General features: G+C 55.1%; 15 protein-coding genes. 6 read left to right on the top strand and 9 right to left on the bottom strand.

The annotated features are described in order from the left end of the window. Positions 1-96 precede the first annotated feature (96 nt). From hxpB to tcyP, 3 genes are all read left to right on the top strand, one after another. Positions 97-768 carry a hexitol phosphatase HxpB gene (gene hxpB / locus C5687_RS01340; protein ID WP_094918961.1) on the top strand — a complete coding sequence of 224 codons (672 nt, stop codon included), beginning with the start codon at positions 97-99 and terminating at the stop codon, positions 766-768. Positions 769-869: 101 nt separating this feature from the next. Further along, the gene (locus tag C5687_RS01345) at positions 870-1,460 is read left to right on the top strand and encodes a metal-dependent hydrolase (RefSeq protein WP_025757350.1); all 591 of its coding nucleotides are present in this window, start codon (positions 870-872) and stop codon (positions 1,458-1,460) included. 127 nt (positions 1,461-1,587) lie between these two features. Next, a complete protein-coding gene (gene tcyP / locus C5687_RS01350) occupies positions 1,588-2,979 on the top strand; it encodes a cystine/sulfocysteine:cation symporter (RefSeq protein ID WP_059385763.1) in 1,392 nt (463 codons plus the stop codon). Between the two features lie 49 nt (positions 2,980-3,028). Here the strand turns inward: tcyP and cedA are convergent, their stop codons facing one another. Beyond that, positions 3,029-3,268, bottom strand: coding sequence for a cell division activator CedA (gene cedA / locus C5687_RS01355; RefSeq protein ID WP_025757352.1), 240 nt, complete (start codon positions 3,266-3,268; stop codon positions 3,029-3,031). 203 nt (positions 3,269-3,471) lie between these two features. Between cedA and katE the strand changes: the two genes are divergently transcribed. After that, positions 3,472-5,721: a catalase HPII gene (katE, locus tag C5687_RS01360; RefSeq protein WP_047958326.1), complete on the top strand. Its 2,250-nt coding sequence runs from the start codon at positions 3,472-3,474 to the stop codon at positions 5,719-5,721. Between the two features lie 88 nt (positions 5,722-5,809). Here the strand turns inward: katE and chbG are convergent, their stop codons facing one another. From chbG to osmE, 7 genes are all read right to left on the bottom strand, one after another. After that, positions 5,810-6,556 carry a chitin disaccharide deacetylase gene (gene chbG / locus C5687_RS01365; RefSeq protein ID WP_104556285.1) on the bottom strand — a complete coding sequence of 249 codons (747 nt, stop codon included), beginning with the start codon at positions 6,554-6,556 and terminating at the stop codon, positions 5,810-5,812. An 11-nt stretch (positions 6,557-6,567) separates the two neighbouring features. Further along, the gene (locus tag C5687_RS01370; protein ID WP_104556286.1) at positions 6,568-7,923 is read right to left on the bottom strand and encodes a 6-phospho-beta-glucosidase; all 1,356 of its coding nucleotides are present in this window, start codon (positions 7,921-7,923) and stop codon (positions 6,568-6,570) included. Between the two features lie 109 nt (positions 7,924-8,032). Then, entirely contained in the window at positions 8,033-8,851 is an 819-nt protein-coding gene (gene chbR, locus C5687_RS01375; RefSeq protein ID WP_025757356.1) for a transcriptional regulator ChbR, read from the bottom strand. A gap of 29 nt (positions 8,852-8,880) precedes the next feature. Continuing rightward, the gene (chbA, locus tag C5687_RS01380; protein WP_047958323.1) at positions 8,881-9,228 is read right to left on the bottom strand and encodes a PTS N,N'-diacetylchitobiose transporter subunit IIA; all 348 of its coding nucleotides are present in this window, start codon (positions 9,226-9,228) and stop codon (positions 8,881-8,883) included. 47 nt (positions 9,229-9,275) lie between these two features. Beyond that, positions 9,276-10,634: a PTS N,N'-diacetylchitobiose transporter subunit IIC gene (chbC, locus tag C5687_RS01385; RefSeq protein ID WP_025757358.1), complete on the bottom strand. Its 1,359-nt coding sequence runs from the start codon at positions 10,632-10,634 to the stop codon at positions 9,276-9,278. 79 nt (positions 10,635-10,713) lie between these two features. Then, complete coding sequence (chbB, locus tag C5687_RS01390) at positions 10,714-11,031, bottom strand: PTS N,N'-diacetylchitobiose transporter subunit IIB (protein WP_008500676.1); 318 nt, start codon at positions 11,029-11,031, stop codon at positions 10,714-10,716. 281 nt (positions 11,032-11,312) lie between these two features. Beyond that, a complete protein-coding gene (gene osmE / locus C5687_RS01395) occupies positions 11,313-11,657 on the bottom strand; it encodes an osmotically-inducible lipoprotein OsmE (protein ID WP_003857836.1) in 345 nt (114 codons plus the stop codon). A 221-nt stretch (positions 11,658-11,878) separates the two neighbouring features. On the opposite strand from osmE, the gene nadE reads away from it, so the two are divergent. Together nadE and cho are read left to right on the top strand one after the other, a co-directional pair. Further along, positions 11,879-12,706, top strand: coding sequence for an ammonia-dependent NAD(+) synthetase (nadE, locus tag C5687_RS01400; RefSeq protein ID WP_025757359.1), 828 nt, complete (start codon positions 11,879-11,881; stop codon positions 12,704-12,706). A 179-nt stretch (positions 12,707-12,885) separates the two neighbouring features. Next, positions 12,886-13,764 carry an excinuclease Cho gene (cho, locus tag C5687_RS01405; protein WP_045285270.1) on the top strand — a complete coding sequence of 293 codons (879 nt, stop codon included), beginning with the start codon at positions 12,886-12,888 and terminating at the stop codon, positions 13,762-13,764. On the opposite strand, the gene ves is transcribed toward cho, so the two are convergent. Beyond that, the gene (ves, locus tag C5687_RS01410) at positions 13,742-14,299 is read right to left on the bottom strand and encodes an environmental stress-induced protein Ves (protein ID WP_025757361.1); all 558 of its coding nucleotides are present in this window, start codon (positions 14,297-14,299) and stop codon (positions 13,742-13,744) included. The two genes, cho and ves, sit on opposite strands and share 23 nt — an antisense overlap. Between the last annotated feature and the right edge of the window lie 255 nt (positions 14,300-14,554).

The raw sequence follows: 14,554 nt of genomic DNA on the forward strand, positions 1-14,554 counted from the left end.
ATCAATTTCGCCCGCTCTTTAAAAGCAATATGCTAAATTGCAGAGTGTGCTTAGCACGTATCGTCTGTCGAACACCCTGGATAAGGAGACGTTGTGATGTCGACACCGCGCCAAATTCTTGCCGCAATTTTTGACATGGATGGATTACTGATCGATTCCGAGCCGTTGTGGGATCGCGCTGAACTGGACGTCATGGCCAGTCTGGGCGTTGATATCAACCGCCGTAATGAACTTCCTGATACGCTGGGTCTGCGCATCGACATGGTGGTGGACCTGTGGTTTGCCCAACAGCCGTGGGTGGGCCCCGACCGTGATGAAGTGACCGCCCGTATTATCAGCCGCGCGATTTCCCTGGTGGAAGAGAACAGGCCGCTGCTGCCCGGCGTACGTGATGCCGTCGCGCTGTGCAAGGCTCAGGGGCTGAAGGTCGGCCTGGCCTCCGCCTCCCCGCTGCACATGCTGGAAAAAGTGCTCACCATGTTTGAGCTGCGCGACAGTTTCGACGCCCTGGCGTCCGCTGAAAAATTGCCTTACAGCAAGCCGCATCCTCAGGTCTATCTGGACTGCGCCGCGAAACTGGGCCTGGATCCCCTTAACTGTGTGGCGCTGGAAGATTCCGTTAACGGTATGGTGGCGTCCAAAGCCGCGCGGATGCGTTCCATTGTGGTGCCCGCTGAAGAGGGCCGTCACGATCCCCGGTTTGCCCTGGCCGATGTGAAGCTCACGTCACTGACAGAGCTCACGGCGCGACACCTGCTGGGCGGTTAACCCTTATCGCCGGTTTGTGACAAACAGTTACACCGTCACCTCTTCCGCCTACTGTATAAAAACCCTATACTGTATGAATTGACAGTTTCGTGGGTTTTATCATGACGGCGGAAGGCCACCTGCTTTTTTCTATTGCGTGTGCAGTATTTGCCAAAAATGCTGAACTCACCCCCGTGCTGGCACAGGGGGACTGGTGGCATATTGTCCCTTCCGCCGTATTAACCTGTCTGCTGCCCGACATCGACCACCCGAAATCCTTCCTCGGACAACGTCTGAAGTGGGTGTCAAAACCCATCGCCCGCGCGTTCGGCCACCGGGGATTTACCCACAGTCTGCTGGCCGTATTTGGCCTGCTGACGCTGTTCTATTTAAAAGTGCCCGAAAGCTGGATAGTGCCTGCGGATGCCATTCAGGGCATGGTGCTGGGTTATCTGAGCCATATTCTCGCCGATATGCTGACGCCTGCGGGCGTGCCGCTGCTGTGGCCCTGCCGCTGGCGTTTTCGTTTTCCCATCCTGGTTCCACAGAAAGGTAACCAGCTTGAGCGCGCATTGTGCATGGCGCTATTTGCTTACGCCGTCTGGATGCCGCAAACATTGCCCGAAAACAGTGCAGTCCGCTGGTCGTCCCAGATGATTAATTCGCTGCAATTTCAGTTCAATCGTTTTATTCATCACCAGATTGAACAGTAAACCAACAAAATCATCCCATTTGTCATAACCCATTCCATTTGGATATAAGCGCTACATCACACTTCTGCTAACCTTCCGCCAACAGGATCGGTAAAAACCGGCCCGATAATAAATCAGGAGAACGGGGATGAATTTTCCACTCATCGCGAACGTCGTTGTGTTCGTTGTATTGCTATTGCTTCTCGCGCAGACGCGCCACAAACAGTGGAGCCTGGCGAAGAAAGTGCTGGTCGGTCTGGCCATGGGTGTCGTATTTGGTCTGGCATTACAGGCAATTTATGGCTCCGATAATCCAGTTCTGAAAGATTCTATTCAGTGGTTCAACATTGTCGGTAACGGCTATGTTCAGCTGCTGCAGATGATCGTTATGCCGCTGGTGTTCGCCTCTATTCTGAGCGCCGTTGCGCGCCTGCATAACGCCACTCAACTGGGCAAAATCAGTTTCCTGACCATCGGTACGCTGCTGTTTACCACGCTGATTGCCGCGCTGGTGGGTGTGCTGGTGACCAACCTGTTTGGCCTGACGGCCGAAGGTCTGGTTCAGGGCAGTGCTGAAACGGCGCGTCTGACCGCGATTCAGACCAACTACGTAGGTAAAGTGGCTGACCTGACCGTGCCGCAAATGGTGCTTTCCTTCATTCCGAAGAACCCGTTTGCTGACCTGACCGGCGCGAACCCAACCTCCATCATCAGCGTGGTGATTTTCGCCGCGTTCCTGGGCGTGGCGGCGCTGAAGCTGCTGAAAGACGACGCGCCAAAAGGCGAGCGCGTGCTGACCGCCATCGATACCCTGCAAAGCTGGGTGATGAAGCTGGTACGTCTGGTGATGCAGTTAACCCCATATGGCGTGCTGGCGCTGATGACCAAAGTGGTCGCTGGCTCTAACCTGCAGGACATTATCAAGCTGGGAAGTTTCGTCGTCGCCTCTTACCTGGGTCTGGGCATCATGTTCGTGGTGCACGGTATCCTGCTGGGTGTGAATGGCGTCAGCCCGCTGAAATACTTCCGTAAAGTCTGGCCAGTGCTGACCTTTGCCTTCACCAGCCGTTCCAGCGCCGCGTCTATTCCACTGAACGTGGAAGCGCAGACCCGTCGTCTGGGCGTGCCTGAGTCTATCGCCAGCTTCTCGGCCTCGTTTGGTGCAACCATTGGTCAGAACGGTTGCGCAGGCCTCTACCCGGCGATGCTGGCGGTGATGGTCGCGCCAACGGTGGGGATTAACCCGCTGGATCCGGTCTGGATCGCCACGCTGGTCGGGATTGTGACCGTGAGCTCCGCAGGTGTTGCGGGCGTTGGCGGTGGCGCAACTTTCGCCGCGCTGATTGTTCTGCCAGCGCTGGGCCTGCCGGTTACGCTAGTCGCCCTGCTGATCTCCGTAGAACCGCTGATCGACATGGGCCGTACCGCGCTGAACGTCAGCGGCTCAATGACCGCCGGTACGCTGACCAGCCAGTGGCTGAAGCAGACTGACAAAACGATTCTGGAAAGTGAAGACGACGCCGAGCTGGCGCACCGTTAATCACTGTAGAAATAAAAAAACCGCCTGATGGCGGTTTTTTTTATGACTGTTATTCTTCAACCTCTTCATCCTGGCGTATCTGCATCGCCCACCGCTGCGCGGACTCCGGCACCGTAAACACGGGGGAACGACGGAAGTGCTCACCGATCAGCACAAAGGCCACGTATTTACCCCGCAGTTGCCAGACATCGCGAAACCCCTCCACTTTCAGGGCATGGTCAGGCGGCGCGGGCTCAACGCGGGGCACATAGCTAATAACCTGGCGGTTTTGTTGACGAAGAGGTTTCATAAGCGACGGATTCACTAAAACAAATTCTTGAAGCAGGAAAATTCTATGATAGCCGATCCTGCCCCCACGCGTCGCGCCTTGCGTGTGGTTGAGCGTGCCTTTTACGCAGTCAGTATCTGAAAACTCTTAGTTCACCTGCCCTTTCCCTACATTGTTCTATAGTTAACAGGGTTTTTTAGGAATGAATAAAGGAGAAGCGTGCAATGTCGAACAAAGATAAAACACATCAATCACCCATTCATGGCACCGAAGAATCGCAACCTGGGATGGACTCCCTTGCCCCTGAAGATGGCTCTCATCGCCCTTCCCCTGGCCCGTCCGCCCCAGGCGAGCAGCCTACCGCGCCGGGCAGTCTGAAATCACCGGACACCGGCAATGAGAAGCTGAAATCCCTCGATCCTCATCGCAAAGGCGGAGAAGGCTATGCGCTAACCACCAACCAGGGGGTGCGCATCGCTGACGACCAGAACTCCCTGCGCGCCGGGTCCCGCGGGCCAACCCTGCTGGAAGATTTTATCCTGCGGGAAAAAATTACCCACTTTGACCACGAACGCATACCGGAGCGCATCGTCCACGCGCGCGGCTCCGCTGCGCACGGCTACTTCCAGCCCTACAAGAGCCTGAAAGCGATCACCAAAGCGGACTTCCTCTCCGACCCGGACAAAATAACGCCGGTGTTCGTGCGTTTCTCCACCGTTCAGGGCGGTGCGGGCTCGGCGGATACAGTGCGTGATATCCGCGGCTTCGCCACCAAGTTTTATACCGAAGAGGGTATTTTCGATCTGGTGGGTAATAACACCCCGGTGTTTTTCATTCAGGATGCGCATAAATTTCCTGACTTTGTCCATGCGGTAAAACCGGAGCCCCACTGGGCCATACCGCAGGGACAAAGTGCGCACGACACCTTCTGGGACTATGTCTCTCTGCAGCCTGAAACCTTGCACAACGTGATGTGGGCGATGTCAGACCGCGGGATCCCCCGCAGTTACCGCACCATGGAGGGGTTTGGCATTCACACCTTCCGGATGATCAACGCCGAGGGGAAAGCCACGTTTGTCCGTTTCCACTGGAAACCGGTGGCGGGTAAAGCCTCGCTGGTGTGGGATGAGGCGCAGAAACTGACCGGGCGCGACCCGGACTTCCATCGCCGGGAGCTGTGGGAGGCCATTGAAGCCGGCGACTTCCCGGAATATGAACTGGGCCTGCAGCTGATCCCGGAAGAGGACGAATTTAAGTTCGATTTCGATCTCCTGGACCCGACCAAACTGATCCCGGAGGAGCTGGTGCCGGTTCAGCTGGTGGGTAAAATGGTGCTCAACCGCAACCCGGATAACTTCTTTGCCGAAAACGAACAGGCCGCCTTCCATCCCGGGCATATCGTGCCGGGGCTGGACTTCACCAACGATCCGCTGTTACAGGGGCGCCTGTTCTCGTATACCGATACGCAGATCAGCCGTCTTGGCGGGCCGAACTTCCACGAGATCCCGATCAACCGCCCCACCTGCCCGTATCACAACTTCCAGCGCGACGGGATGCACCGTCAGGATATTGATACCAACCCGGCCAACTATGAGCCGAACTCCATCAACGATAACTGGCCGCGTGAAACCCCTCCGGCCCCAAAACGTGGTGGATTCGAATCGTATCAGGAGCGGATCGATGGCAACAAAATTCGCGAGCGCAGCCCGTCGTTCGGCGAGTATTACGCCCACCCTCGCCTGTTCTGGAACAGCCAGACGCCGATTGAACAGCAGCATATTATCGGCGGCTTCAGCTTCGAACTGAGCAAAGTGGTGCGCACGTATATCCGCGAGCGCGTAGTCGACCAGCTGGCGCATATTGATATTCAGCTTGCCCAGAGCGTGGCGGATAACCTGGGTATCACGCTGACCGATGAACAGCGCAATCTTGCGCCGCCGAAAGAGGTTAACGGCATCAAGAAAGATCCGTCGCTGAGCCTGTACGCGGTGCCGGGAGGGTCGATCAAAGGCCGCGTGGTGGCGATCCTGCTGAACGACAAAACCCGCGCCAGCGACGTGCTGGGGATCATGCAGGCGCTGAAAACCAAAGGCGTACACGCCAAACTGCTTTATTCACGCATGGGTGAAGTGACCGCTGATGACGGCTCCGTGCTGCCGGTGGCGGCAACCTTTGCCGGTGCACCGTCGCTGACGGTGGACGCGGTGATTGTGCCGGGCGGGGATATAACCAGCCTGCTGACTAACGGTGACGCCGTCTATTATCTGCTCGAAGCCTATAAGCACCTGAAACCGATCGCCCTTTCCGGCGATGCGCGACAGTTTAAAGCGCCGTTGAAGGTGGCCGAGCAAGGTGAGGACGGCATTGTCGAGGGAGATAACGTTGACGACGCGTTTATGACGAAGCTGTTTGATTTGCTCGCCGCGCACCGCGTATGGTCGCGCAGCAGCAAGATCGATCAGATTCCGGCGTAAAAAAAGCCGGGTGGCGCTTGCGCTTACCCGGCCTACATTCGATTGGTTTTGTAGGCCCGGTAAGGCGAAGCCGCCACCGGGCTTTATTTCAAAGATCCCCGAACGTCCCCAACCGATATCCGCGCTCAGCAATCGCGTACTTGAGCGATGGCGACGTCAACACATCCAGCTCCGCCAGGCGCGGCCAGCAGTAGGCGCTCTTACGCACGATGTTATCGACAAAGGCGGGATGCGCCATCACCTCCAGCGACCGTTCACCCCGTGCGGCGGAATCGTCCAGCACCTTCAGGAACAGCGCCTCGTCGATCGCATCGCCGTAGAACGCGCTGCTGAACCCCTCGGTTGTGGCCACGGCGTACGCCGGCAGCCCGCGCACGTCGCGATCCACGCGCATGGCGACGCCTTTACGCTGCGCAAATTCCGCAACCAGAGGGAAAATCGCCGGGATCATATGCACATGGTGATGGCTGTCGATATGCGTCGGTTCACGACCAAAGAGGTCTACAAAACGGTTGAACTGACAGTCCAGCTCGCGGGCAATCTCTTCAAGCGGCAGCGCATCTTCCGCCATCTCCCAAATCCATTTCCCCAACTGTCCGTCGCGCGTCAGGCCCGGCATCGCTGAAAGCGGCATGCCCAGGGTCAGCACAAAGTGCATGCCCACGCCCAGGTCAGGCACCTCGCGGCTCAGCTGCGCCGCATGCTCAATCGCTTCTCCATTCACCAGCGCCGTCGTCGAGGTGACTACCCCCCGACGACAGGCTTCAACAATGCCGTAGTTCTGCCCTTTCGACAGGCCAAAATCATCAGCATTGACGATCAGCAGGTTTTCCATCGCACATCCTCTTAACGGTGTTGGAACTTGAGCTTCTCTACCGTGGCGGCAAAGTTTGGCAGCCATTTTTCGTGGGCCAGGATCATCTCCGTCGCCAGCACTTCTGCGTCGCGGTCGGAATGCACCAGCGGGCTGAGGTTCAGCGCCAGAAGCACATCGTTCAGCTCACCGCTCAGCGCCGCGTTGCTGGCCGCCACCTCGAACCCTTTGATGGTGTGAATGAGCCCCATCACCTTCTCATCAAAGTGGGTAATACGCGGATGCGGTTTCGCGCCATCGCGGCCGAGGATGCAGGTCATCTCCACGGCCCAGTCGGCCGGGATATTGTCGATATGGCCATGGTGCGGCACATTGACGTAGTGCTCGGCCTGCTTGTCGTTGTAAATGGCGTTGATCACTTCACACGCCGCATCGGAGTAGTAAGCCCCTCCGCGCTGCTCCAGCTCTTTTGGTTTGACGTTCAGGTTCGGATCTTTATACAAATCAAACAGCTGCTTCTCAACTTTCTGCACGATCTGAGCCCGTGCGCCGCCCTTATAGTACTCGCCCATTTCAATGGCCAGCATCTCTTTCTGCTTGAAGTAGTAGAGCAGGTAGGAGCACGGCAGCAGATTCAGGGAACGGATCAGCCCTTCACTGAACGGCAGGTCAAAGATATTTTTCACGGATGCGGCGGTCAGACGTCCCGACGCCACGCCGTCGAGCAGTTCGGCAAAGCGCGATTTTCCGTTCACGATGACATCTTTGATGAACACCATGTGATTCAGGCCGAACAGATCGATGGAGAGATCGTCGCTGTCAGTCAGCCCCAGCACGTCGCGGATAAACATCTTCATGCCAATCGGAATGTTACAGACGCCGATAAAGCGTTTGAAATTCGTATGCCGATAGACCGCCTCGGTCACCATACCGGCCGGGTTGGTGAAGTTAATCACCCACGCGTTCGGGCAGATCTCCTGCACGTCTTTTACGATGTCGAAAATGACCGGGATGGTACGCAGACCTTTAAACAGGCCGCCCGCGCCATTGGTCTCCTGCCCCAGATAACCGTGGCTCAGGGGAATACGCTCGTCCAGCTCGCGCGCTTTCAGCTGGCCCACGCGCAGCTGGGTGGTAACGAAATCCGCATCTTTCAGCGCCAGACGGCGATCGAGCGTTTTGTGTACGGTTAAGGGCACACCGGCTTTCGCAACCATGCGCTGACACAGGTCAAAAATGATATCCAGTTTTTCCTGCCCTTCCTCAACGTCAACCAGCCATAATTCGCTGACCGGTAATTCGTGATACCGTTTCAGAAAACCTTCAAGTAATTCCGGGGTATAGCTGCTGCCGCCACCAATGGTTACGACTTTCAATTTCTTCTGCATAATATCTCCCTTAGCGTATCAGGTTAATCGCCTGCAAGGTATAGCGTACTCTTCCCGCTATTTGGGCAAGCCATTAAAGCAATATTTGTGGCGGGCAAACCGCCGAACGTTAATTAATTACCGTCAGGTTCTTCCGGTAACTATTTGGTGTGAATGAGGTCAATTTCTTAAACGTTTTAATAAACAGGCTGGGACTGCTGTACCCGGACTCATAGGCAATATCCGTGACAGAATAGTTGGTAATTTCCAGCTGTTTTTTGGCAAAGTTAATGCGGATTTCATTAATAATTTGCACCGGCGTTTTACGATAATAGCGCTGGGTCGCACGGGTCAGATATTCCTGGGATTTCCCCGACAGTGAAACCATATTTTCCAGCGCATTTTCGCTGAACTGGCCTTTATCGTGCATCAGCTCAACGGTGCTGCGCAGCCACTGTGGAATATCATCCGTCACCTGCTGCTCTTCACGGTGATGGCGCAGCCGGTTCATCACGTAGAAGGTCACCGTTTCAATAAACTCATCGAACTCATTGTCGCGGAAGTTGAGCGAGGCAATCACCGTTTCAATCCAGGTCATGAACTCGTTTTTGACGCGATAGACCTGTGATGCCACAAAACAGAACGGCACCAGCGGCAAATAGTGCTTCTCAAAGAAGCGTCTGCTGACACCCACGTTCAGAATGCGGGTGGCGCCAAATTCGTAAAAGCTCTGGTGATGGGAGCCCATCGGCAGAAAGACAAAATCTCCGCGCTCAAGCAGAACGCGCTTACCGTTGATCTCCTGATAGTAGCGGCCGGTCAGAACAATCGTGAACTCGTAGTAGTCATGCTGGTGCAGACCACTCGCGCTCTCCGTCTTGTTGTAAATAACCACGTGAAAATTCTTGCCATTAAACAGTTGCTGCTCAAGTGCGGTTTTAATTTCCATCGTGCTGACCCCCTGCTACTCAGTCTGACTTACTGCATCTTCTCGTGAAGCTCAATTAACTCCGCCACCAGCTCGCGCGCCAGCATCGAGGTCATCAGGTGATCCTGGGCGTGTACCAGCACCAGACTGACCTTCATCTTACCTTCGCCCTGGTCGCCTTCAATCAGCTTCGTCTGCACCAGGTGCGCTTCATTGAGCGCGGTACGGGACTGTTCCATCATGGTTTTCGCGGCGGCAAAATCACCCTGCTTAGCCTGCTTGAGTGCGGCATACGCCAGGCTGCGTGCCTGACCGGAGTTGATGATAAGGCCCATCACCACTTCTTCGAGGTCATTCTCAGCGCTTTCTTCTGCAACGATACTGTCCAAATCTAACATCTTTAAGCTCCTTTTCGCTGGCGCGGGTTGCCCCGCGCCGTGCAATTTTAGAATTTCAGTGCGAGGGCGATATCCTCTTCGCTCTCTTCTTCATCAATAACGGTTGCGGCTTTGTTGGCGATGGCCACGAACGGCATGTAGAGCAGCGTTGCAATCCCGAGGTTGAATATCGCCAGCAGGAAGGCGGCGACGCTACCGTTGGTGTTGAAGAACGCCCCCAGACCCGCCGGCATGGTCCACGGCGCAATGTTGGTAATCGGTGGGATAATGCCCAGGTAATACGCGGTCAGGGTGATCCCCGCCAGCAGCGGCTGAACCAGAATGAAGGGAATGAACATCACTGGGTTCATGATGATTGGCAGACCAAACAGGATCGGTTCGTTAATCTGGAAGATACCTGACGGCAGTGCCAGCTTCGCCACCTGACGATGGTCAGCGCGACGAGAGACAATAAAGACCGCGATGATCAGACCCAGCGTCGCCCCGGTACCCCCCAGGAAGATATAGGAGTCCAGCATCGGCTTCGCCCACACATGGAAGGTTTTACCGGCCGCCAGCGCCGCGTCAACGGAGCCGTACTGCTGATAAAGTGCAACGTTTTCCAGTGCCCATGGGGTCATGATACCGCTGTCCAGCGCGGCCAGTGCCAGTGAACCATGCACGCCGAAGAACCACAGCAGGGAGGTGAAAATCACGTACGCCCAACCGACCACACCACCCATCGACGCCAGCGGCGTAGAGATAGAGTCCATGATGATCTGGTGGAAGTTTGTGCCCCAGTGAGAGAGCGCCCAGGCAATAATCCCCATGATGGAGAGAATAATGAAGCCTGGAATCAACGCGGAAAATGAACGGGAAACGGACGCCGGCACGCTATCCGGCAGGCGAATCACCCAGTTGCGACGGATAATAAAGGTAAACATCTCTGCCACCACCAGACCGATAACAATACCGGAGATGATGTTGGCCCCACCCAGCCAGTTGGCGCCCACCGCATAGGCTTCACCGACGCTGTAGGGGGTTACGGTCATAAAGGCGGCAACGGATAATAACCCGGCGGCCAGCGGATCCACTTTCCGCTCTTCTGCCAGTGCCATCCCGATAAAGAAAGGCGCCATCAGCGACATAATACCCAACGTACCGTTGTATACGTTACCGCCGATGGCTTTAAAACCATTAAGGGTTTCAATTGTCGATGCGTCTAAGCGAATTCCTAATGAATAAAAGAAGGAACCTTCACCAAAGCTCAGAAAAACGTTGTTAATTAAAACGAACATTGCCCCGGCCAGCGTCAATGGCATTAATTTAATAAAGCCGTTCTTGATGGCGTTAACGTGAGGCTGCTTTCCTATTTTAACAGCAAAAGGAAGGAGTACCTTTTCAAGTGAAGCGATGACTTTACTCATAGGAAAATACCCTTAAATGCCGCAACGACTGTTACGGCGTATTGTGTGTGAAATAACTCTTTGACGGGAAAAATAAAAATTAATTAGCCGCTTTTTTAATGGCTGCCACAGCAGCTTTAAGTACACCTAAACCATCAATCTTGCCGTACAGCCCCGAGTCGATCACTTCGACCGGTTTATTGGGTAACAGACGTTGTATTTCTGGCAGCATGTAGGCAATTTGCGGCCCGAGTAAAACGACATCCGCAGTCTGCCCCTTTTCACCCGCCAGCGTTTCCGGGAACGCTTCGATCACCACAGGCACTTCATACTTTTCAGCCTGCGCACGCATCTTTGACACCAGAAGCGAGGTTGACATGCCCGCTGAGCAGAACAGGTAGATATGTTTCTTTTCCATCGTAATTTCCCTCTTGTATGACTACCTGCCGTCTCGCTATCACTCGACTCGCTCTCCTGGCTGACAGGTAGTGTGCTGACTGTTGTTTATCGTTGGAGTGAGTATACGTAATGGTACAGAGGGGGGATAATTCTGGACAGGCCTAAATTGTCTCTCATTGACCTGGCTTGTTGACTACCTTCACATTTCGGGCAAATAATTCGCGCAAAGAAATAAGATTTACGTATGGATAAAAAAACCGGCCGATGGGCCGGTTTGTTAACATCCTCAGAGCAGCAAGGTTACTGCGCCTTAGGTGCCTGCGGATCGGTGTCATATTCTGCACAGGTCTGATACCCGGAGTTGATGACATGGCCGGTATCGTCCAGGGCGACAAAGTAGGTTTCTGCCTTACCATCACGTTGACCCAGGATATAGGTCTGACAGGTACCACGCGCGTGGATCATCGTCACTTCTGAAGACGGCTTACCGGCAATCGCAGCCACCTGCGAACGCGTCATGCCTTTTTTGACATCTTTCACCACGGGCTGTGTGAACTGATCTTTGGTGCGATCGTACGCCGTACACCCTGCCAGCATAGTCAGTACCGCCGCTGCGCTAAGAATTCCTGCTACGTTCTTGTTCATATTCCGTCCTCTTGTTTATCAGCGTGTTATCTAAGCATGGGATAAAAAGTACTATTGTTCAACTTTGTGAGTTACGCCAGACGAATTTCGGAAAATTCTAATAAAACAACGATAACCTGCTAAAACGGCGCAAATTAACGCACTCGAAACTGTGATCCTTGTCGTTTTCCGTCCAAAGGGTTAGTTTTAACAGTTAACACATTCTGTTTATGGAGAGCGTGATGACTCTGCAACAAGAGATTATCCAGGCGCTGGGCGCGAAGCCCGCGATAGATGCAAATGAAGAGATCCGCCGCAGCGTGGATTTTTTAAAAGCGTATTTAAAGACCAACTCTTTCCTGAAATCTCTGGTGCTGGGCATCAGCGGCGGCCAGGATTCCACGCTGACCGGTAAGCTCTGCCAGATGGCGATTTCAGAGCTGCGCGAGGAGACGGGAGATGAAAGCCTGCAGTTTATCGCCGTGCGCCTTCCGTATGGCGTACAGGCGGACGAACAGGATTGTCAGGATGCCATCGCCTTTATTCAGCCTGACCGCGTACTGACGGTGAATATCAAAGGATCGGTGCTGGCGAGCGAGCAGGCCCTGCGCGAAGCGGGCATTGAGCTGAGCGATTTTGTTCGCGGCAACGAAAAAGCCCGTGAGCGTATGAAAGCGCAGTACAGCATCGCCGGGATGACCAAAGGCGTCGTGGTCGGCACCGACCATGCAGCCGAAGCGATCACCGGTTTCTTCACCAAATACGGCGACGGCGGCACCGACATTAACCCGATCTTCCGTCTGAATAAGCGTCAGGGTAAGCAGCTGCTTGCCGCGCTGGGCTGCCCGGAGCATCTTTACAAGAAAGCGCCGACAGCGGATCTGGAGGACGATCGTCCTTCCCTGCCGGATGAAGCAGCCCTGGGCGTGACCTATGACAATATCGATGATTATCTTGAAGGCAAAACGCTGGATGAAGGTACCGCCAAAATCATCGAAGGCTGGTATCTGAAAACCGAACACAAGCGTCGCCCACCGATTACGGTGTTTGACGATTTCTGGAAAAAATAAAGCAAAACGGTAACCCTGGTTACCGTTTTTAGTGTTTACGCCCTCTCCCGTGGGAGCGGGTTAGGGTGAGGGCATCAGGCCGCACATCCTGGCCGGGTAAGGCGCAGCCGCCACCCGGCTCTTTTTTAACCAAACCGCCTCTGCTACACTGTATACCTGAACAGTATATGGAGTGGTATGTGAGCAGGCGTCAATCCGCCCCGCGTCTTGAATTTGAAGCGGCGGCTATCTACGAATATCCCGAGCACCTTCGTCCCTGGCTTGAAGCGCTGCCTAAGCTGCCGGGGGTGTATATCTTTCACGGTGAAAGCGACACCCTGCCGCTCTATATCGGCAAAAGCGTGAACATTCGCAGCCGGGTGTTATCCCATCTGCGTACGCCGGACGAGGCCGCCATGCTGCGTCAGTCGCGTCGCATATCCTGGTTCGAGACGGCGGGAGAAATGGGCGCGCTGTTACTGGAAGCCAGGCTTATAAAAGAACAACAGCCGTTGTTTAACAAGCGCCTGCGCCGCAATCGTCAACTCTGCTCCCTGCAAATAACCGCCGGCAAGCCGCAGGTTGTCTACGCGCGCGAGGTTGATTTTTCTCATGCCCCGAATCTTTACGGCCTCTTTGCGAATAAACGTGCCGCGCTCCAGGCGCTGCAAACCCTGGCGGATGAACTGCAGCTTTGCTACAGCCTTTTGGGTCTCGAGGCGACCACCCGCGGACGGGCCTGTTTCCGGTCTGCACTTAAGCGCTGCGCAGGCGCCTGTTGCGGGAAAGAGAGTGTCGACGCGCATCACGCCCGGCTCCTCGCCGGCCTGGCGACCATCAGCGTTAACTGCTGGCCCTGGGAAGGCGCCGTTGCGCTAAAAGAGGTGGGTGAAGCCATGACCCAGTACCACATCGTCAACAACTGGTTCTGGCTGGGCGCCGTCGACGATATCAACGACGCGGCAACCCTGTTGCGCACACCCGCCGGATTTGACCACGATGGCTATAAAATTCTCTGTAAACCCGTCTTAGCCGGTAAGTTTGAAGTCATTGAGCTCAATGGCCTGGCAGCCACGTAATTTCACTGAACAACAGGGTGCCCTGAGGCTCCAGCAGACGCAGAGTATGGGTCCCCTCCTCCCAGCTGGCGCCCTGATCGGCCGTCAGCAATTTATCCCCCAACTGCCACGCCCCGCTTAAGACAAAGACCACGCCCCCGCGTGTGCCAAAGGTGGTAAAGGTACGGTCGGCCACGCGCACCTTCGCACGACAACAGTCGCGACGGGTCATAATATTGAAGTCCATCGCCATCCGCCCATCGGACAGCAGCGCCTTGACCGGCAGATCGCCGGCAAAACTGTAAGGCTGATGGTGCTTGAGGGTATGGAAGAACGCCTGACCGGCATCGAGCGTCACCTCCCCTCCTTCCAGCAAGGTAATCACCCGATCGACGCCGGGGAATGAGGAGAATTCGCCGTTGCTGGCGATAGTCGCGATACTGGCACGCCAGTGAAAATCGCGCGTTGCGGGTGGGAAACAACAAATCTCACGCGTTTCGCCAGCACCATTACGCCAGAGGCTGACCGGCATCTTACGGATATCAAAGAACTCCATCACCACTCCTGAATGGCACAACCCGTGCCAGGGCAAAGATATTGCTATCGTTGCTGTCTTGTTTGTTATCGTTGGGTATTCACAGACACAGTATCGGCAGCAGAGCGGGCAAGCCTTAGCGCAACGTCAATAAATTTACTAACGTCATGACTCTACAAACATTCTCTGAAGCGACTACAGGAGAATACCGCGCTGGCGGCGGCAGGCAAGAGGGCAGGAAAGAAAAACCGCCGGTCCTGTCCACAGCGATTGCGC

The organism is Enterobacter sichuanensis, from assembly GCF_002939185.1.
Lineage (GTDB): Bacteria > Pseudomonadota > Gammaproteobacteria > Enterobacterales > Enterobacteriaceae > Enterobacter > Enterobacter sichuanensis.

Coding starts and splice junctions, on each gene's coding strand:
- chbC (WP_025757358.1), bottom strand. CDS start 10,634: ATGAGTAAAGTCATCGCTTCACTTGAAAAGGTACTCCTTCCTTTTGCT.
- tcyP (WP_059385763.1), top strand. CDS start 1,588: ATGAATTTTCCACTCATCGCGAACGTCGTTGTGTTCGTTGTATTGCTA.
- osmE (WP_003857836.1), bottom strand. CDS start 11,657: ATGAACAAGAACGTAGCAGGAATTCTTAGCGCAGCGGCGGTACTGACT.
- hxpB (WP_094918961.1), top strand. CDS start 97: ATGTCGACACCGCGCCAAATTCTTGCCGCAATTTTTGACATGGATGGA.
- chbR (WP_025757356.1), bottom strand. CDS start 8,851: ATGGAAATTAAAACCGCACTTGAGCAGCAACTGTTTAATGGCAAGAAT.
- chbA (WP_047958323.1), bottom strand. CDS start 9,228: ATGTTAGATTTGGACAGTATCGTTGCAGAAGAAAGCGCTGAGAATGAC.
- katE (WP_047958326.1), top strand. CDS start 3,472: ATGTCGAACAAAGATAAAACACATCAATCACCCATTCATGGCACCGAA.
- cedA (WP_025757352.1), bottom strand. CDS start 3,268: ATGAAACCTCTTCGTCAACAAAACCGCCAGGTTATTAGCTATGTGCCC.
- chbB (WP_008500676.1), bottom strand. CDS start 11,031: ATGGAAAAGAAACATATCTACCTGTTCTGCTCAGCGGGCATGTCAACC.
- chbG (WP_104556285.1), bottom strand. CDS start 6,556: ATGGAAAACCTGCTGATCGTCAATGCTGATGATTTTGGCCTGTCGAAA.
- ves (WP_025757361.1), bottom strand. CDS start 14,299: ATGGAGTTCTTTGATATCCGTAAGATGCCGGTCAGCCTCTGGCGTAAT.
- C5687_RS01345 (WP_025757350.1), top strand. CDS start 870: ATGACGGCGGAAGGCCACCTGCTTTTTTCTATTGCGTGTGCAGTATTT.
- nadE (WP_025757359.1), top strand. CDS start 11,879: ATGACTCTGCAACAAGAGATTATCCAGGCGCTGGGCGCGAAGCCCGCG.
- C5687_RS01370 (WP_104556286.1), bottom strand. CDS start 7,923: ATGCAGAAGAAATTGAAAGTCGTAACCATTGGTGGCGGCAGCAGCTAT.